The organism is Sphaerisporangium siamense (genome assembly GCF_014205275.1).
Classification (GTDB): domain Bacteria; phylum Actinomycetota; class Actinomycetes; order Streptosporangiales; family Streptosporangiaceae; genus Sphaerisporangium; species Sphaerisporangium siamense.
Window position 1 is genome coordinate 3,966,744 of the sequence record NZ_JACHND010000001.1, and the last position, 17,690, is coordinate 3,984,433.

17 protein-coding genes and 1 pseudogene are annotated in these 17,690 nt (G+C 72.7%); 10 read left to right on the top strand and 8 right to left on the bottom strand.

What is annotated here, in order from left to right:
• Positions 1 to 66 precede the first annotated feature (66 nt).
• The 5 genes from BJ982_RS18145 to BJ982_RS18165 all read left to right on the top strand — a co-directional run bounded on the left by BJ982_RS18145 (position 67) and on the right by BJ982_RS18165 (position 5,213).
• Positions 67 to 1,407 carry an MFS transporter gene (locus tag BJ982_RS18145; RefSeq protein WP_239123311.1) on the top strand — a complete coding sequence of 447 codons (1,341 nt, stop codon included), beginning with the start codon at positions 67 to 69 and terminating at the stop codon, positions 1,405 to 1,407.
• Positions 1,408 to 1,443: 36 nt separating this feature from the next.
• Positions 1,444 to 2,151, top strand: coding sequence for a peptidyl-tRNA hydrolase (locus tag BJ982_RS40455; RefSeq protein ID WP_203959309.1), 708 nt, complete (start codon positions 1,444 to 1,446; stop codon positions 2,149 to 2,151).
• Between the two features lie 124 nt (positions 2,152 to 2,275).
• Positions 2,276 to 3,499 (top strand): hypothetical protein, encoded by a 1,224-nt coding sequence (locus BJ982_RS18155; protein WP_184881608.1) that lies wholly within the window; start codon positions 2,276 to 2,278, stop codon positions 3,497 to 3,499.
• Positions 3,500 to 3,748: 249 nt separating this feature from the next.
• Complete coding sequence (locus BJ982_RS18160) at positions 3,749 to 4,360, top strand: Maf family protein (protein ID WP_184881610.1); 612 nt, start codon at positions 3,749 to 3,751, stop codon at positions 4,358 to 4,360.
• A 40-nt stretch (positions 4,361 to 4,400) separates the two neighbouring features.
• Positions 4,401 to 5,213 (top strand): EI24 domain-containing protein, encoded by an 813-nt coding sequence (locus BJ982_RS18165; RefSeq protein WP_239123309.1) that lies wholly within the window; start codon positions 4,401 to 4,403, stop codon positions 5,211 to 5,213.
• Here BJ982_RS18165 and BJ982_RS40915 read toward each other — a convergent pair.
• Positions 5,199 to 5,672: a DUF5990 family protein gene (locus BJ982_RS40915; protein ID WP_376697695.1), complete on the bottom strand. Its 474-nt coding sequence runs from the start codon at positions 5,670 to 5,672 to the stop codon at positions 5,199 to 5,201. The genes BJ982_RS18165 and BJ982_RS40915 overlap by 15 nt on opposite strands.
• Between BJ982_RS40915 and BJ982_RS18170 the strand changes: the two genes are divergently transcribed.
• The gene (locus BJ982_RS18170; RefSeq protein WP_184881613.1) at positions 5,632 to 6,723 is read left to right on the top strand and encodes a DUF4192 domain-containing protein; all 1,092 of its coding nucleotides are present in this window, start codon (positions 5,632 to 5,634) and stop codon (positions 6,721 to 6,723) included. The genes BJ982_RS40915 and BJ982_RS18170 overlap by 41 nt on opposite strands.
• Positions 6,724 to 7,092: 369 nt before the next feature.
• Positions 7,093 to 7,197 (top strand): annotated as a pseudogene (locus BJ982_RS40920) (helix-turn-helix domain-containing protein); the annotation flags it as partial.
• A gap of 68 nt (positions 7,198 to 7,265) precedes the next feature.
• Here BJ982_RS40920 and BJ982_RS18175 read toward each other — a convergent pair.
• Positions 7,266 to 7,607, bottom strand: coding sequence for a hypothetical protein (locus BJ982_RS18175; protein WP_184881615.1), 342 nt, complete (start codon positions 7,605 to 7,607; stop codon positions 7,266 to 7,268).
• Between the two features lie 239 nt (positions 7,608 to 7,846).
• Here BJ982_RS18175 and BJ982_RS18180 point away from each other — a divergent pair, with 239 nt between their 5' ends.
• Positions 7,847 to 8,401: a DUF1707 and DUF4870 domain-containing protein gene (locus BJ982_RS18180; RefSeq protein ID WP_239123307.1), complete on the top strand. Its 555-nt coding sequence runs from the start codon at positions 7,847 to 7,849 to the stop codon at positions 8,399 to 8,401.
• Between the two features lie 42 nt (positions 8,402 to 8,443).
• Here BJ982_RS18180 and BJ982_RS39395 read toward each other — a convergent pair whose 3' ends face one another.
• Complete coding sequence (locus tag BJ982_RS39395; RefSeq protein ID WP_239123306.1) at positions 8,444 to 9,265, bottom strand: septal ring lytic transglycosylase RlpA family protein; 822 nt, start codon at positions 9,263 to 9,265, stop codon at positions 8,444 to 8,446.
• A gap of 424 nt (positions 9,266 to 9,689) precedes the next feature.
• Complete coding sequence (locus tag BJ982_RS18190) at positions 9,690 to 11,228, bottom strand: ATP-dependent DNA ligase (RefSeq protein ID WP_221482339.1); 1,539 nt, start codon at positions 11,226 to 11,228, stop codon at positions 9,690 to 9,692.
• 204 nt (positions 11,229 to 11,432) lie between these two features.
• Here BJ982_RS18190 and BJ982_RS18195 point away from each other — a divergent pair, with 204 nt between their 5' ends.
• Positions 11,433 to 11,996, top strand: coding sequence for a GNAT family N-acetyltransferase (locus tag BJ982_RS18195; RefSeq protein ID WP_184881619.1), 564 nt, complete (start codon positions 11,433 to 11,435; stop codon positions 11,994 to 11,996).
• 274 nt (positions 11,997 to 12,270) lie between these two features.
• Here BJ982_RS18195 and BJ982_RS18200 read toward each other — a convergent pair whose 3' ends face one another.
• The 3 genes from BJ982_RS18200 to BJ982_RS18210 all read right to left on the bottom strand — a co-directional run bounded on the left by BJ982_RS18200 (position 12,271) and on the right by BJ982_RS18210 (position 15,786).
• A complete protein-coding gene (locus BJ982_RS18200) occupies positions 12,271 to 12,645 on the bottom strand; it encodes an FKBP-type peptidyl-prolyl cis-trans isomerase (protein WP_275411735.1) in 375 nt (124 codons plus the stop codon).
• A 290-nt stretch (positions 12,646 to 12,935) separates the two neighbouring features.
• Positions 12,936 to 14,096, bottom strand: coding sequence for a YflT domain-containing protein (locus BJ982_RS18205; RefSeq protein ID WP_184881623.1), 1,161 nt, complete (start codon positions 14,094 to 14,096; stop codon positions 12,936 to 12,938).
• A 250-nt stretch (positions 14,097 to 14,346) separates the two neighbouring features.
• Positions 14,347 to 15,786, bottom strand: coding sequence for a GuaB1 family IMP dehydrogenase-related protein (locus tag BJ982_RS18210; RefSeq protein ID WP_184881625.1), 1,440 nt, complete (start codon positions 15,784 to 15,786; stop codon positions 14,347 to 14,349).
• Positions 15,787 to 15,980: 194 nt separating this feature from the next.
• Here BJ982_RS18210 and BJ982_RS18215 point away from each other — a divergent pair, with 194 nt between their 5' ends.
• Positions 15,981 to 16,475 carry a GyrI-like domain-containing protein gene (locus BJ982_RS18215; RefSeq protein ID WP_184881627.1) on the top strand — a complete coding sequence of 165 codons (495 nt, stop codon included), beginning with the start codon at positions 15,981 to 15,983 and terminating at the stop codon, positions 16,473 to 16,475.
• A 48-nt stretch (positions 16,476 to 16,523) separates the two neighbouring features.
• Here the strand turns inward: BJ982_RS18215 and BJ982_RS18220 are convergent, their stop codons facing one another.
• A complete protein-coding gene (locus BJ982_RS18220; RefSeq protein WP_184881629.1) occupies positions 16,524 to 17,678 on the bottom strand; it encodes a CaiB/BaiF CoA transferase family protein in 1,155 nt (384 codons plus the stop codon).
• Between the last annotated feature and the right edge of the window lie 12 nt (positions 17,679 to 17,690).

A 17,690-nucleotide genomic window follows, 5' to 3' on the forward strand; every position in this document is an offset into this window, starting at 1 on the left:
GATTCTTGCACATATTGGCTATCAAGCCACTCGTCCCGCACGGGATCAAAATCGATGATGGTCCGCATGACCTCGACGACTGACGTGGCACGAAGATGGCGCCTCCACCGGGCCTGGGTGGTGGCCGGCGTCGCCTTCGTCGCCATCCTGGGGGCCGCCGGGTTCCGGGCGACGCCCGGCGTGCTCATCACCCCGCTGGAGGACGAGTTCGGCTGGACGCGCGGCACCATATCGCTGGCCATCTCGGTGAACCTCACCCTGTTCGGCCTCATCGCGCCCTTCGCCGCCGCCCTGATGGACCGCCTCGGCATGCGCCGCGTGGTGACCTTCGCGCTCATGCTCGTCGCCCTCGGCAGCGGCCTGACCGTGCTCATGACCGCGAGCTGGCAGCTCGTCGCGCTGTGGGGCGTGCTGGTCGGCCTCGGCACCGGCTCCATGGCGCTGGTCTTCGTGGCCACCGTCACCGACCGGTGGTTCGTCCGGCACCGGGGCGTGGTGACCGGCCTGCTCACCGCCGCGGGCGCCACCGGCCAGCTCATCTTCCTCCCCCTGCTCGCGTGGCTGGCCGAGGGACCCGGCTGGCGCACCGCCGCCCTCGCCGTGGCCGGGTCCGCGCTCGCCGTCGTCCCGCTGGTGTGGTTCCTGATGCGCGACCGCCCCGAGGACGTCGGCCTGACCCCGCTCGGCGCCCCGCCGGACGCCGGCCCCGCGCCGGACGCCGTCCCCGTGCCCCCGTCCCAAGGAGGTGCGGCGGCGCGCGCGGTGCGCGTGCTCGGGTCGGCGGCGCGCACCCGCGCGTTCTGGTTCCTGGCCGGCGGGTTCGCGATCTGCGGGGCCAGCACCAACGGGCTGGTCGGCACCCACTTCATCCCCGCCGCGCACGACCACGGCATGCCCGAGACCATGGCGGCCGGCCTGCTCGCCTTGATCGGCGTCTTCGACATCGCCGGCACCGTGCTGTCGGGGTGGCTCAGCGACCGGGTGGACCCCCGCGTCCTGCTCGGCGCCTACTACGCGCTGCGCGGCGCGTCCCTGCTGATCCTGCCCGCGCTGTTCTCGGCCACCACCGAGCCCAGCATGCTCATCTTCATCGTCTTCTACGGGCTCGACTGGGTGGCCACCGTGCCGCCGACCGTCGCGCTGTGCCGCCGCATCTATGGTGCCGACGGCGCGGTCGTGTTCGGCTGGGTCTTCGCCTCCCACCAGGTCGGCGCCGCCATCGCCGCCGTGCTCGCCGGGCTGGCCCGCGACCACCTCGGCCAGTACGACGCCGCCTGGTACGGCGCGGGCGCCCTGTGCGCCATCGCCGCCGTCATGTCACTGCGCGTCGGGCGCGGGGCCGTCCCCCCGGCCGCGCCCGCGCCGTCCGTGCGGGAGGCCGCCCCGGCGGAGGCGGGCAGGGCGTGAGCCCCGCGGGTGCGGCCGCCTGAGATCCTTGGTGCCGTGAACCCGCCAGACCAGAGAGTGCTCCCGCTCGTCGTCAGGATCGAGCGGGCCTCCCCGCCGCAGCGCACCGACGCCCTGGAGGCCGCCGCGCTGGCCGTGCTCACCCTGCTCAACGACGAGCGGGCCCTGAGCGGCGAGTGGGCAGAACCCGTGACCGCCTGGGAGACCATCGGCATCAGGAAGGTCGTCCGCCGGGCGCGGGGCGGCGAGTGGAAGCGCGTGCTGGATCTGCCCGGCATCACCGTCGCCGTGCGCTCCGCCGAGGTGCGCGTCCACCCGCCCGTCCCGCTCGACGCCTGGCCGAAGGACCTGTCGCGGCTCCAGGTCTCCGGCACCGACCTCACCGACACCGCGCCCCCGGACGAACCCGCGCCCGGCGCGGCGATCCTGTGGCTGAACCCCTCCCTGGAGATGTCGGCGGGCAAGGCCATGGCCCAGGCCGGGCACGCGGCGCAGCTCGCCTGGTGGGGCACCGACGAGCCCGCCCGCGAGGCGTGGCGGGCCGGCGGCCTGCCCGTCGCCGTGCGCGTCGCCGGGCCGCGCCGCTGGTCGGCCCTCGTGGACAGCGGGCTGCCCGTCGTGCGGGACGCGGGGTTCACCGAGATCGAACCGGGCTCGCGCACGGTCGTCGCCGACGCGCCGTGGCTGCGGGCCGGCGGCCACCGCCCGGCCGGCTGGGGGCCGCTGCGCAACCCCTCGCCGTGACCCGTTGACCGGGCGGGAAACCTCAGGTCAGAGGCCATGAAAACCCCGTGCGCGGCGGGTACTCGTTCCCGAAGTGTGATCGGGAGATCGGACGGACCGGCGCAATATGCCGTACGCTCCCAACGTGCCAAATGGGGTGGGTAATCACGGCAAAGCCGTCCCGACGTACGTGGCGGCAGACGCGGAGACCGCGCCACTTCCCAAGATCACGGTGGAGTCGCCTCCGCCGGCCGAGGCCCCCGAGCCGCGCCCCAGGCGTTCACTGATCGCGCGCCTCGGCGACCTTCCGATGCGGCTCATCTACCGCCTGCTGGTCGCGGCCGTCACCGCGGTCGCCGTCGCCGTGGCCGGGCTCGTGCTGTTCGTCACCCGCTCCCCGGCCAAGGGGACGCCGGCCGCCGCGCACCCGGCGCCCGCCGTCACGGCCGCCGCTCCGGGCGCGACCACGTCCCCGGCCGTCTCACCCGCCGCCTCCCCGGCGACCTCCGCCTCGGCCTCCGTCACGACCTCCCCGGTGGGCGTCGTCCCGGCGTCGCCGGTCGCCTCGCCCGCGGCCTCCTCGGCGTCCGGGCTGTCGCCCGGCGTCTCCTCCGGCCCGTCGCCCGCGTCCGCCGCGTCGGCGTCCGCCGGCGTCGTCGTGCCGTCCGCCTCGGCGTCCGCAGGGGCCGTCGCGCCGCCCGCCTCCCCGTCCGCCGGGGCCGTCGTGCCCTCCACCGGGGTCACGCCGTCCACCGGAGCCTCCCCGGGCACGCCGCCCACTCCGTCGCCGTCCGCCAGCGCGGGCAGGACGCCGCTCGCGGCGGCCAAGGCCGACCCCCGCGTGCCCAAACTGCCCCGCAACCGCAAGCTCACCAACTACCCCGGGCGGGGCGGGCCGACCAAGGGGCGGGTGACCGACAAGCGGTCCGGCATCTCCTTCGCCCGCTTCGCCAAGCAGTGGAAGCTCGCCAAGTCGGCGCCCTTCGGCACCCGGCGCACGCTCCCGGCGGCGAAGGGGGCCGGATACCGGGCCCTGCTGGCCTCCTGCCCGGTGCCCATCGCCGTGCAGGACAGCCTCAAGGACACCGCCTTCCTGGCCGCGCGCTGGACGCTCAACTACCACCCGGACGGCGCCAAGATCGCCTGGACGGCCTCGCAGCCGATCAAGGCGGGCAAGCGCAAGGGCTGGCTGCTCGGGTACCGCGTCCTGTACAAGGTACGCGGCAAGAAGCGCGCCGCCACCGCGGCCGTCGCCCTCGTCGACGTCCCCGACGGCAAACCCGCCCTCCTGTTCATCTCGATCCCCGACGCACAGAAGAAGCGCAGAGCCGACATCAACACCGTCATCACCAGCTTGCGCCCCCTGTAACCCTTCTAGGGCCGCCGCCGGCCTGTGGCCTCTGTGACCCCTCTCGGGCCGTCGCCGGCCTGCGCGCCCCGTGACCACCCCTTTCGGGCCGTCGTCGGGCTGCGCGCCCGGTGACCCTTCCCGCGCTCTCGCCTGCCTGCGCGCCCTATGGCCCTTCCCGCGCCGTCGCCGGCCTGCGCGTCCTGTGACGCTTCTCGGGCCGTCGCCGGCGGCGCGGGCGTGCGGCGCGGTGCCCTAGGCTCGTAAGACATGACCGAGATCGTCCTCGCCTCCGCCTCTCCCGCGCGGCTCGCGCTCCTGCGCAGCGCCGGGCTCGACCCCAAGGTGATCGTCAGCAACGTCGACGAGGAGGCCGCGTCGGCCCGGTACGCCGACGCCCCCGCAGAACTGTGCCTGGTCCTGGCCCGCGCCAAGGCGTCCGCCGTCGCGGACGGCCTCGCCGAGGGACTGGTCATCGGCTGCGACTCGGTCCTGGAACTGGACGGCCGTGCCTACGGCAAGCCCGAATCGCCCGAGATGGCCGTCGAACGGTGGCGCGCCATGCGCGGTCGCACAGGAACCCTGTACACCGGGCACTGCGTCATCGACGCCGCCACGGGCGCCCAGGCGTCCGCGGCGGGCGCGACCGTGGTCCGCTTCGGCACGCCCGGCGACGACGAGATAGCCGCCTACGTCGCCACCGGCGAGCCACTGCGCGTGGCCGGGTCTTTCACGCTGGACGGCCACGGCGGCTGGTTCGTCGAGGGCATCGACGGCGACCACGGCAACGTGCTCGGCATCTCACTACCCCTGGTCCGTCACCTACTCGCCGAACTCGGCGTCCAGGTGACGTCGCTCTGGAAACAGGGATCTCTCCACTGATCGTGCGACGAACCGGGCGGCAGGCGCTAGCCTGCCGGGCATGAACAGCATGGGCCAGCCCGTCCGCCGTGGCGTCGGCGGCTTCGCCGACGGCGTCAGATATGTCCTCCGAGGTCTCGGCTGGGTCGCCCGCAATCCTCGCCAGTGGCTCTTCGGGCTCATCCCGGCGCTGCTCGCGCTCGTCCTCTACATCGTCGCGCTCGTGCTGCTCGGCACCTACGCGGGCGACCTTGCGGCCTGGGCCACCCCGTTCGCCGACGGCTGGAACTCCGGCCTCCGCCAGACCGTGCGCGTGCTGCTCGGAGTGGTGATCTTCGCGCTCGGGCTCGTGCTCTCGGTCCTCACGTTCACGGCCGCGACGCTCGCGATCGGGGAGCCCTTCTACGAGAAGCTCTCGGAGCGGGTCGAGCACGACCTCGGTGGGCTGGAGGCCGTGCCCGAGGTCCCGCTGTGGCGGTCCATCCCACGGTCACTGCGCGACAGCCTGATCACCCTCGGGTACGCGCTGCTGTTCACGATCCCGCTGTTCGTCCTGGGATTCGTCCCCGTCGTCGGGCAGACCGTCGTGCCCGTGCTGGGCGCCGCCGTGTCCGGCTTCTTCCTGACCGTCGAGCTGACGGCGCTCGCCATGGAACGCCGCGGACTGGCCCGCAAGCAGCGCTTCGCCGCACTACGCGCCGACAAGGCCCCCGCCCTCGGCTTCGGCGTGCTGCTGTTCCTGATCTTCCTGGTGCCGTTCGGCGCGGTCATCGCGATGCCCGCCGCCGTCGCCGGCGCCACCATCATGGTCAGAGAACGCCTGTCCCCCACCCCAACCCCCCACGGCCAGCCCCCCAGATCAGCACACCCCTGAACCACTGCCCTTCAGCGAGCACGCCCGTCCCGTGGCCGTCACGTCCTGGTGATGTGACAGCCCGCGGAGGTCGACCGCGTCCGCTCGCGCCTCGGCGGCGCGGCACTCGATTGTCCACAGGGCCTCCGGAGCATCGCCGGGGACCATGCCCATGACCTCCCCGGGCCGGCCGCGCCGCTGCACGCGGACGTGCAGGCGTTGCCGTATCCGGGGAGAAGCGCCGTCACCAGCGAGGACGCACCCCCGCTGCTGCTTTCCGTGTATGCGGATCGGCATGGGGCCGTTCAGTACGGGGCCGTTGTCGCGCGCGCCGGCGACGTGCGGCGTGCGCGCTCTTTCCGAACGCGCCTCGGTTCGTTGTCCACAGGGCGCGCAGCGGCACCCGCGCCGCCACGGCCGATCCGCGAGGGTGTCCGCCATGACGCCGACACCGATCCTCCTCACCTCACCCGACGACATCCTCGGGGCCGTTCCCTACCTGCTCGGGTTCCACCCGGCCGACAGCCTCGTCGTGATCGCCTTCACGGGGCGGGGCGTCCAGGGCAAGCTCCGCTTCACCACCCGGTGGGATCTCCCACAGCCCCCGGGCGCGCTCGACCGGCTCGTCCCGCTGCTGCGCCGTGAGGACGTCACGCACGTCATCCTGGCCGGGTTCGGCACCGGGCCGCTCGTCACTCCCGCCGTGGACGAGGCCCTGCGGCTGTTCCGCGGCGCGGGCGTCGAGGTCATCGAGGCGCTGCGCGCCCACGAGGGGCGCTACTGGTCCTATGTGTGCCCCCGGGTGGAATGCTGCCCGCCCGAGGGCCGCGCGTACGACACGGTGGCCGGCCCGGTCGCGGCCCGCGCCACCGTCGGCGGGCTCGTCGCCCTGCCCGACCGCGAGAGCCTGCGGAGCTCGATCGCGCCCCTCCACGGGGCGGCGCGGACCGCGATGGCCGAGGCCACCCGCCGCGTCGCCGCCGAGATCCGCGCCCGCCTCCTGTCCGTCCCCGACCCCGCGCACGTGCCCCATGCGTACGTCGGCGAGGCGCTCGACCGCGTGCGCCGCAGCCTCGCCGCGTTCCCCGGCCACGGTCCTCCGCCCGACCCCGAGGCCGCGCGGCTCGGCTTCGACCTGGCCGTCATCCGCGTCCGCGACGAGGCGTGGACGTTGATGGACGACGCGACGCAGGACGTCCACGTGGCGCTCTGGGCCGATCTCACCCGCAGGCTCGAAACACCCTTCGTACCGCCCGTCGCCTCCTTGCTGGCCGCCGCGGCCTGGCGGCGCGGCGACTGCGCGCTGGCGGGCATCGCGGTCGAACGCGCTTTGGCCGCCGACCCGTCCTATTCAATGGCCGGCCTCCTCGCCGAGGGCCTCCGCCGCCTCATCGGCCCCGACATCCTCCGCGACCGCATGCCCACCTCCAAAGACCTCGACACCGCCATGGGCCCACCCCGCATGGACTGGCTCCACCCCTTACTCCCGCTTCTGGACACCCACGCCCTCCCCAACCCCGAACCGAAGTGACAGCCCCCGGGCGAGCGATCGTGGGCCTACCACATCACCGGCAGCGGGAGGGTCCCAGCTGGCACTGGGTCGGGGTGATCCAGACTTCCCGCTATCTGCTGGAGATACGGATTCCGAATCAGGGGTCGCGCCTTCGGGCCGATCCCGCCAAGCTGCTGCCTCTGATCGCCCAGGAGGTACGAAAAGGCGGGACGGCATTCCAATAGCTGTATCGCTGGACTGTGTGCATCCTGATTGCCCTGGTCACGACGATTCGGCGGAAAGCGGTGGCGGCTAAAGAGGAGGCTTCGATAAGACGGCAATACTCAAGATCCGATGCCCCGACCGGGCGCCTCGTTGCTGTCTTACAGTGCCTTGATTCCGCTGCCCGGCCACAGCCTGACTCGCCTGGCCACTGGCTTCGCCATCGGCGCCACCACGGCCTGGCGCTACATTCGCGAACGCGTCGATCTCCTGGCGGCTCTAGCCGATGAGGGGGTGGAAGGAGGGGGGCGAGTTCGGGCGGGGGGTTGGGGAGAGAGGTGCTCGCGAGGAGGTGGGGGTTACTGGTCCAGGTTGTTTCGGCGGCGGTCGTTGTAGGCGCGCATTCTGCCGGGGTAACCCGTGAGTTGGACGTCGTACACGGGGAGGGCGAGTCCTCGTGCCACTTTGATGATGACGGCGGGGGAGCCGACCCGGCGGCGGGTCCATTCACCGTCGTGGGCCACGGCGACAGCGGTGGTGTCGGTGGCGAACGTCTCCGGCTCGACGTAGAACTCGACACCCTGCCGGGATTTCGCGAAGGCTATGAGCGCCTCGATGTCGGCGTCATTGGCCTCACGGTCGAACTTCGCGATCTTGCGGCCACGGAGCCGACGAATTCCATAGCGATCACGCCATCTCATATCCCCTTGTATACCTGGACTCGGCCCCACATGGGCGGCTCCGGGCCACATCGGGGATGGCTCGGGGATGTTCCGGATGGACCCCGGCCGCCGCGGTCCCGAAGATGAGATGGACGGCTGTTCCGATGGGAAGGCACGGGACTCTAATGGCAGGGGCAGTGAGACAACCGGCGACATCCGCGAGCGGAGGCTGGAGGCCCGCGCCTCACCTTCGCGGCGCTCAGCACCCCCAGCTCCGGGTGACCAACGACGACCGTGACGAGGTGGTCGAACTGGTCACCTCCGCCTACGCGGAGGGCCGCCTCAGCAAGGACGAATTCGACGAACGGCTTCATCGGGCGATGACGGCGCGCGTGCACGGCGAGCTGGCGCCGATCGTCGCGGACCTGAACGCCGTGCCCTCGGTACCGCCGCCGCCCATGCCGCCCGCGTGGCCGGGGCAGCCGCGATCCTGGCCCGGGCACGGGTACGCCGCGCCGCCGACCGGCAACGAGCGGCTGGGCGCCGCGGCGGCCCACGTCCTCCCGATCTGCGGGTTGTTCTTCGTCGGCCCGCTGATCATGCTGCTCACCGGAGGCCGGCGCTCGGCGTACATCAGGCGGCACGCGATCGAGGCGCTCAACTTCCACCTGACGGTGCTGGGCGCGACGTTGCTGCTGCCGTTCACCGTGATCGGCATCGTGCTGATCCCGTTCATCTGGATCCTGGCGTTCGTGCTCAGCATCGTCGGGGGAGCCGCCGCGCTCGGTGACGGCCGGTTCACCTACCCGCTCACGGTCCGCCTCATCAAGTGACGCGCGAAGGTGCTCGTCCGGCGGTGAGCGCGGGGGAGGCGCTCAGCGGGCGAGCACCTGGTATTTCACGGTCATCGTGCCGGCGCTGAGGCTGCCGATCGCGTCGAAGGCGGCGCGTGACAGGTCGAGGCACCGGCCGCCGATGTACGGGCCGCGGTCGTTGATGCGGACGGTCACGGCGGCGCCGCTGCGGGGGTTGCTCACGCGCACCTTGCTGCCCAAGGCGAGGGTCTTGTGGGCCGCGGTCATCGCGTTGGGGTTGAACCGTTCGCCGCTGGCCGTCATCTGGCCCTCGTCGTAGTAGGAGGCGCCGCACCTGCCGGAGGCGATCACCTTGCCGGCGGACTTCTTGACCTTTTTCGTCTTCTTGGTGCCGGTGCCGGTGCCGGTGTCGGCCGAGGCCTTCTGCTGTCCGGCGCTCTCCTTGCTCGGGCTGCTGGGCGCCTTTTCGGAAGCGTCCGGCTTGGAGGCCTTCGTGTGACGGGGGGACGGGGACGCCTCGCTCGCCGGGGGCCCGTCCACCGGGGTTTCGGCGGGCGGTGTGGGTGCGGAGGCCGGGGCCAGGACTCCTTCTCCCGGTGACGTGTCCGGGGAGGTCGTGGCGAACGGCCAGGTGGCGGCGAGCGTGCCGTCCGACGGGCTCGTATCGGCGACGGAAGCGGTGGTGGTCTGCCGGGACGTGACGGCGCCCGCGGCCGAGCCGCCGGAGTCGTCGCCGTCGAGGGCGACCCATGCCCCCGCGGACGCGGCGGCGACCACGGCCGTGAGGGCGATCACGGTGCCCCAGCGCCGCCTGGCGCCGCCGTCGGGATCGGAGGGCGTGTTGTAGTCGTACCGACGTGCCGGAGCGCGGTGCTGACCCAAGGGGAACCACTGTCCTAGGTAGGGAACAAGGACGCGGGACGACCGGCGCGGGGGAGCGCCGGAGGCGGTGGACGGACGACGCACCGCGGTCCCGGACACCGAATGGGCTGAAACAACCCAAAAGGCAACGTCCAGCACCATACGGGATAAAGCCCAAGTAAAGTGAAGTCATGGCAACGTAAAGTGAGACACCTCACACGAAACGTGATCACGTGTGGGTGTGGTGTCCCTGCCCGAGAAGGCCGGTCGGCAGGCGGCTCACGGGCGCCGGGGCCCGGCCTCGGTCGGCGCAGACGTCCGGGCATGTCGAGCCGCCCGAAGGGCGAGCGCCACGGAGCGCGCCGACCGGCTGACGGCGGCGGTGTGACGGGCGCGGACGGGCCTCGGAGGGGTGCTCAGCGGTGAGTGCGCCGTGGTGGCGTGATCAGAGAAGGAGCTGGCGGACCGACTCGACCGTGTCGGCCTCTTCGGGATTCTTGTCCGGGCGGTAGCGCAGGACGCGGGCGAACCGCAGCGCCATGCCGCCCGGGTAGCGCGGCGAGCGTTGCACGCCGTCGAAGGCGATCTCGACCACCAGCTCGGGACGCAGCCGCACCACCCACTCGTCGCTCGGCCCGTCGGCGATCGTCAGGAACCGCTCGGTCTGCCAGGCGAGCAGCTCGTCGGTCAGGCCCTTGAATGTCTTGCCGAGCATGACGAAGCCGCCGGACTCCGGATCGCGGGCGCCGAGATGCAGGTTGGACAGCTTGCCCTGCCGCCGCCCGTGCCCCCACTCGGCGGCCAGGACGACGAGATCGAGGGTGTGCCGGGGCTTGACCTTGATCCACCCCGCGCCGCGACGGCCGGCCGCGTAGGGGGTGGCGGGCGACTTGGCGACCAGGCCCTCGTGCCCCTGCCGCAGCACTTCGGTGAAGAACGCCGTGCCTTCTTCGGGGTCGGAGGTGACCAGGCGCGGCGTGATCAGCTCCGCGGGCACGGCCCGCACCAGCGCCGCGTGGCGTTCGCCGTCGGGCAGGTCGAGCAGGTCCTCGCCGTTCACGCGCAGCGCGTCGAAGAAGAACACGCTCAACGGCGTGGTGCCGCGCAGCCGCTCTGTCTCGATCTTGCTGGCCACCCGGCTCGCGGTCACCTGGAACGGCTCGGGACGGCCGTCGGGACGCAGGGCGATCACCTCGCCGTCCAGCACCAGGTCCTCCACGGAGAGGGCCAGCACCGCCTCGACCAGCTCGGGCACCTGCGCGGTGATCTCGTCGAGAGTGCGGGTGAAGACCTTAACCTCGCCGCCCGAGCGGTGCGCCTGGACGCGGACGCCGTCGAGCTTCCACTCCAGCGCGACCGGGCCGCCCCCGAGCTTCTCGAACGCCGCTGTGACGTTCGGCGCGCTCTGCGCCAGCATGGGGGCGACGGGGCGGCCCACCTCCAGGTGGAAGGACCGCAGCGCTTCGACGCCGCCGGTGAGCGCCGCCGCGCCGACCGCGGGGAGCCAGCCCCGCAGCGTCAGGGCGCGCCGTACTTCGGCGGCGGGTGTGCCCGCGGCCTTGGCGACCGCCTCGATCATGACGCCGTTCAGCGCTCCCTGGCGCATCTCGCCGGCGAGCAGGCGAAGCAGGAACGCCTGTTCCTGGGCCGTGACCGAGCGGAACAGGCGGTCCACCAGGTCCTTTCTGGCCGCTTGGGAGCCGGGGCCGGACTGCGCCTTGATGCTGCTGAGCAGGGCGTCCACCTCGGTGAGCGACGCGGCGGCGATCTGGCGCGGCTCGGGGAGGTCCTGCAGGCTGCGCCAGCCGACGCCGATCTGGCGCTGAGGGAGTTCACCGGACAGGTAGGCGACGGCGATCTCGGCCTCGTCCGGCCCGACCCTGCTCAGCAACTCGGAGAGGTGCCGGATCTTGACGAGGCGCGCCGGATCCGCGGCGACGGCGGACGAGGTGCGGGCGAGGTCGATGAGCAGCACAGTCCTCATCGTGTCAGTTCAGGGCGGCGGATGCTGCCGCAGGTCGCCATAAGGGTCATATGCCGCATCCCGCTCACCGCGCAGCGTTGGCGGTGCCGTCCCCGGGAGTGCGATATGTCCTGTTACCGGGTGCGATGGATGGCGATATGCGACGGGAAGAGGGCCGGCGGAAATCGGGTGGAGTGCGCGGCCGGGGACGGCCACCATGGGCGGGTGGAGACCTTCCTGGTGACCGAGCGGCTCCGGCTGCGCCCGTTCACCGAGGCGGACGCCGGCCACGTCCACGCGCTCGACGACGACCCCGCCGTCATGCGCTTCATCAACGGCGGACGGCCATGCTCACGGGACACGGTCCGTCGTGAGACCCTGCCCCGCCTGATGCGCACCTACGACTGGCCGCCGGGCCGTGCCTACTGGGCCGCCGAGGAGAAGGACTCCGGGCGCTTCGCGGGCTGGTTCGAACTACGGCCCCTGGACGCCGGTCCGGACGAGGCAGAGCTGGGATACCGCCTGCGCACCCGCTTCTGGGGTCAGGGATACGCCACCGAGGGCGCCCGCGCCCTGATACGCAAGGCGTTCACCGACCTGGGTCTCCGGCGCGTGATGGCCCAGACCATGGCCGTCAACGCCGGTTCCCGGCGCGTCATGGAGAAGTCCGGCCTGACCTACGTCCAGACCTTCTTCCACAACTGGCCCGAAGCCATCGACGGCTCAGAACACGGCGACGTCGAATACGCCCTGGCCCGCGATGAATGGCTCCATCGAGTCCCTGAATGACGGGAAGACTCAGGGCGCGAGAAGCCCCGTGAGTACCAATGGAAACCCGGGCCACCGGCGAAGTGAGCGCCGGTGGGAATGCGTGGTGAGGTACGGGTGCGGGGAATCCACAGCCAGGGACCTTGTTGAGTTCACCACATGCGTGAAGCCGTCGTGCGTGGGTGCCGGGCGCGACCCGGGGTGAGGGGACGCCGGTGAAGCCGTAGTGCCGTGGTGGGTGGGCTTGTCTCAATGGGGAGCCGGGCCACCACGGGCACTTGGGCGTCGAAGCGGGTCAGCTCACTCCGAGCAGGTCCACCACGAAGATCAGCGTCTCGCCGGGCTTGATGGCGTTGCCCGCGCCGTGGTCACCGTAGCCGAGGTGCGGCGGGATGGTGAGGCGGCGGCGGCCGCCCACGCGCATCCCGGCGACACCCTGGTCCCATCCGGCGATGACACGGCCGGCGCCGAGCGGGAACTGGAAGGCGTCGCCGCGGTTCCACGACGCGTCGAATTCCTCACCGGTGGAGAACGCCACGCCGACGTAGTGCACCTTCACCGTGTGGCCGGGCTTCGCCTCCTCACCGTCGCCCACGGTGATGTCGACGATCTCGAGGTCGGCCGGCGCCGCGCCCTCCGGGAAGTCGATCTCGGGCTTCTTGAGAGCCACGTGTTCTCCTTGTTTCACAGTTCGTTGACGGTGCGCGCCCATGGGATCGGCCGCGCGGGGACCGGAACGCCGACCGGCTTCCCGGCCGACCGCACGACTCTACGGGGTCGCGCCGACGGGCGGGCGCCGAGGGCGTGTTACGCGATCATGCCGCACGGCGCCCGCACAGCAGGCGTCCGACTCCGGGAAGCCCCCCGGCCGCATGGGCGTCCGTCCCGGTGTCGGCGGCCTGGAAGGGCCGGTCCGGGGCGGCAGGGCGGGGGCGGCCGTCCTGCCGGGGAACCCGTCGGTCAGGGCTTGGGCCGGGGCTGAGGGGCGTCGCCCGGCCGCGCGTGGCCGGGGGAGGTGTCCGGCGTCGGCTCCGGTGCGGCGGAGGCGGCTTCCGGGCCTTCGGAGGCCGCCGAGAAGCCGGGGGCCGCGGGCGTGGCCGGTGCGGAAGAGGTGTGCACGCGGCGGTCTTCCGGGGGCGGGGCGGCGGCCCCGGCGTCGGGGTCCGCGGGGGGCGTGGTGGCGGGACCGGAGTCGGCGGAGGTGGTCGCCGCGCGGACCGTCGACAAGGGAAGGGCGATCGTGGCCTCTTCCATGGCCTCGGCCTTGTCGGCGGGCGGCGGCAGAATGGGCTCACCCGACGTCCCCGGCCGATTCGATGACGCGGTGTCAGGTCCGCCGGACGGCCCGGCGGCGGCCGTCCCGGAGGGCGAGGACCCCTGCGCGGCCGGAGAGACAGGCGAAGCGGGAGAGGAGGACTCGTGGGCGGTGCGGAAGGAGTCGTCCTCGCCCCTGACGAGCGGTGTGTCGCCTGAGGGGCCGGTCGGGGGCGGAGGCGCCGGGGTCGGCGGGGCCGAGCCGGACGGGGTCGGGGAGTGGTCGGAAGGGGGAGGAGTCGGGGTCGATTGGGGAGCGGTGGGGGCGGTGGCGGTGGCGTACGGGCCACTGGACGGCGGGCGGGCGACGACCACCGTGTCAGCGGGGCGCAGGCCGCCCTCCAGCACCGTGACCGCCTCCTGCAACGCGGCGGAGGGGACCAGGACGTCGTACCGGCCCGCCACGATCATGCTTCGTGAGCTGAAGTCCCGCGTGCCGCCCTTGAAGGCGTGTCCTGCGAAGCCGAATCCGGCGCCCATCACGGCCCCCCACAGCGCCGCCCATATGGCCAGGGCGAAGAAGGACGCGGTGGTGGAGGTGAACAGCCCGAGGAACATGCCGACGACAAGGCCGAAGACGGCGCCGCTGATCGCGCCGGACAGGGCGGCGCGCGGGTTGGTGAGCCGCCCGGTGACGGTCTCCTCAAGGCGCAGGTCGCTGCCGACGATGGCCACGTTCTGCACGGGATACCCGGCGTCGGAGAGGGTGTCCACGGCCCGCTGGGCGGCCGGGTAGTTGTCGTAGCTGACCAGCAGCCGCCGGTCGACGGCGACGGACGAGGTCGGCGCGGGTGATGTCTGGATCATGGCGATGTCTCGCCTCCGCGGCTAGGGGGTCATTATGACCTCCCCCGCTACCCGGTGGAGGCGGGATATCACGCCAGGTGTGTCACGGGCCTGACCGGTCACCGGCTTTCACGGCGCCGAGGTCGCGGTCGCTCGTGGACGGATGACCTTCTGTACGTGCTCGTCCGCCCATGATCACCGCTCTGAGCCGGCCGCCGTAATGCGGCGCCGGCTTCACCGCGCCACGTCCCACCGACCCGGCGCCATCACGTCACCAGCTTTGGTGGAGGGGCATGCCTTCGGAGTAGCCGGAGGCGCTTTGGATGCCTATGACGGCGCGGGCGTGGAACTCTTCCAGGGTGGTGGCGCCCGCGTAGGTCAGGGAGGAGCGGAGGCCGGCGACGATCGCGTCGATCTGGTCCTCGACGCCCGGGCGCAGCGGGTCCAGGTACATGCGGGAGGTGGAGATGCCCTCCTCGAAGAGGGCTTTGCGCGCCCGGTCGAACGGGGTGTCCTCGGCGGTGCGGAGCCGGACGGCGCGGGCGGAGGCCATGCCGAAGTTCTCCTTGTAGCGGCGGCCGTTGGCGTCGGTGTGGGCGTCGCCGGGCGACTCGTAGGTGCCGGCGAACCAGGAGCCGATCATGACGTTGGACGCGCCCGCGGCGAGGGCGAGGGCGACGTCGCGCGGGTGGCGCACGCCGCCGTCGGCCCACACGTGCCTGCCGAGCGCGCGGGCCGCGGCGGCGCATTCGAGTACGGCGGAGAACTGGGGCCTGCCGACGCCGGTCATCATGCGGGTGGTGCACATGGCGCCGGGCCCGACGCCGACCTTGATGATGTCGGCGCCCGCGTCGGCGAGGTCGCGCACCCCGGCGGCGGTGACGACGTTGCCGGCGGCGACGGGCACCTCGGGGTCGAGGGCGCGGACGGCGGCCAGCGCGGAGATCATCTTCTCCTGGTGGCCGTGCGCGGTGTCGACGACCAGGCAGTCCACGCCGGCGTCCAGCAGCTCCTTGGCCTTGAAGGCGACGTCGCCGTTGACGCCGACGGCGGCGGCGATGCGCAGGCGTCCCCCGGCGTCCACGGCGGGCTCGTACAGGGTGGCGCGCAGGGCGCCGGTGCGGGTGAGCACGCCGACGAGGCGGCCGTCGCCGTCCACCACGGGGGCGAGCCTGTGCCGTCCCTCGTGCAGGGTCTCGAAGGCCGCGCGGGGGTCGACGCCCGCGGGGACGGTGAGCGGCGGGCCCGACATCACTTGGGAGAGCTGGGTGAACATGTCGACGCCGTGGCAGTCGGCCTCGGTTACCACGCCGATGGGCCGGTTCTCCCAGTCGACGATGACGACCGCGCCGTGCGCGCGCTTGGGCAGCAGGTTGAGCGCCTCGCCGACGGTCTCGTGCGCGGTGAGCGTGATGGGCGTGTCGTGCACCAGGTCGCGCTGCTTGACCCAGTCGATCACTTCGGCGACGACGTCGATCGGGATGTCCTGGGGGAGGACGACGATGCCGCCGCGCCGCGCGACGGTCTCGGCCATGCGGCGGCCGGCCACGGCGGTCATGTTGGCGACCACGATCGGGACGGTGGTGCCCGTTCCGTCGTGGGTGGAGAGGTCGACGGCGAGCCGGGAGCCGATCGCCGACCGCGAGGGGACCATGAAGACGTCGCTGTAGGTCAGGTCGTAGATCGGAGCCTGATCGTTGAGGAATCGCACGTTGGTTCAGCCTATGCGATTCATGGTAAACAATGGGATTTCCCAGCTCACTTATGCGATATGTCCTTCGGTGACCGTCGCGGGGAGCGCTCCCGATACCTCTGTAGGCGATGATCGAGACGACCATCGGCCGGTACGGATACATTGACCGCGCGAACGGGTCAAGTGGGGTGACCCTGGAATGTGGAGGCGCTATGTACATCGTCGAACGGCCGGAGCTTCTCGTCGCCGGTTACGCCGTGCGCACCACCAACGCGGCGGAGGCCGACCCGTCCCGGGCGCTCCTGCCGGGGCTGTGGTCGCGCGCGGGCGTGCCGGGGGCCTTCGCCCACGTGCCGGGCCGGGTCGACGACAACCTGTACGCCGTGCTGACCGACTACGAGAGCGACCATCAGGGCGCCTTCACCCAGGTCGTGGGGGTGGCGATCCGGACGGCGGCGGGGCTGCCCGAGGGCATGGTGGCGGTCCGGGTGCCGGGCGTGCACTGCCTGAAGCTGGAGGCGCACGGCCCGATGCCGCAGGCGCTGATCGAGGCGTGGCAGCGCATCTGGAGCTACACCGAGGGCGGGGGCATCCCGCCGCGGGCGTTCTCCACCGACCTGGAGGTCCACCACGCCGACGGCGTGGACCTCTACCTGGCGGTCCTCCCCGCCCCCGCGGGCCAAGGCAGGGACCGGGTCCAGGCCTGACGAGCCGAGGGGCCGGGGGCGGACTGTCGCAGGCGGCCCGGGCGGACGTCAGGCCAGCACGCCGGCCGCGCGCAGCGCCTCGGCCTCGCCCCCGGGGAGCCCCCAGGCGGACAGGTCGCGCAGGCGGGTGGCCTGGGCGGGCGTGCCGCGGGCGCCGCCGAGCAGGCGGGGCGCGGGCGCGGGCTGGGTGATCCCTCCGACCTCGAAGAAGGTGCCGCGCGCGGCGTTGTGCGGGTGCGCGGCGGCCTCCTCCAGGGACAGGACCGGCGCGACGCAGGCGTCCGAGCCCGCGAAGACCTGCTCCCACTCGGCCCGAGTCCTGGTGACGAACGCGGCCGCGAGCCGTTCGCGGATCAGCGGCCAGTTGGCGGGGTCGTCGCGGCCGGGCAGGTCGGTGAGCCCGAGCCCGGCGACCAGTTCGTCCCAGAACCGGGGTTCCAGCGCGCCGACCGCGACGTGCTCGCCGTCCGCGGTCGCGTAGGTGTCGTACATGGGCGCGCCGGTGTCGAGGAGGTTGGTGCCGCGCGGCCCCCAGGCGCCCCTCCCGGCGAACTGGGCGAACATGGCGAACAGCAGGGCCGCGCCGTCCACCATCGCCGCGTCGATGACCCGCCCGCGCCCGGTGCGCTCGCGCTCCAGCAGGGCCAGCAGGACGCCGTAGGCGAGCATCAGGCCGCCGCCCGCGAAGTCCCCGAGGATGTTGATCGGCGGGGTGGGCTTCTCGCCGTCCCGGCCGAGCAGGGACAGCACGCCGGCGACGGCGATGTAATCGATGTCGTGCCCGGCGGCGGCGGCCAGCGGCCCGTCCTGCCCCCAGCCGGTCAGGCGGCCGTAGACGAGCCGCTCGTTGACCGCGTGCAGGTCGGCGGGCCCGATGCCGAGCCGTTCGGCGACCCCGGGGCGGAACACCTCGATCACGACGTCGGCGCGCGCGGCGAGCCGCCTGAACGCGGCGACGCCCTCGGGCCGCTTCAGGTCGAGGCCGATGGTGCGCTTGCCCCGGTCCATGACGTCGGGGCGGGGCCGGTCTCCGCTCGCGGCGACGGGGGCGACCCGGTCGATCCGCAGGACCTCGGCGCCGTGGTCGGCCAGCATCATGCCCGCGAAGGGGCCGGGGGCGAGGCCGGCGAGTTCGAGGACGCGGACCCCGGCCAGCGGGCCCGCGGACGTGCCGGACCCGCCCTGATCTGCGGTGATGGTCATGGATCTTCTCCT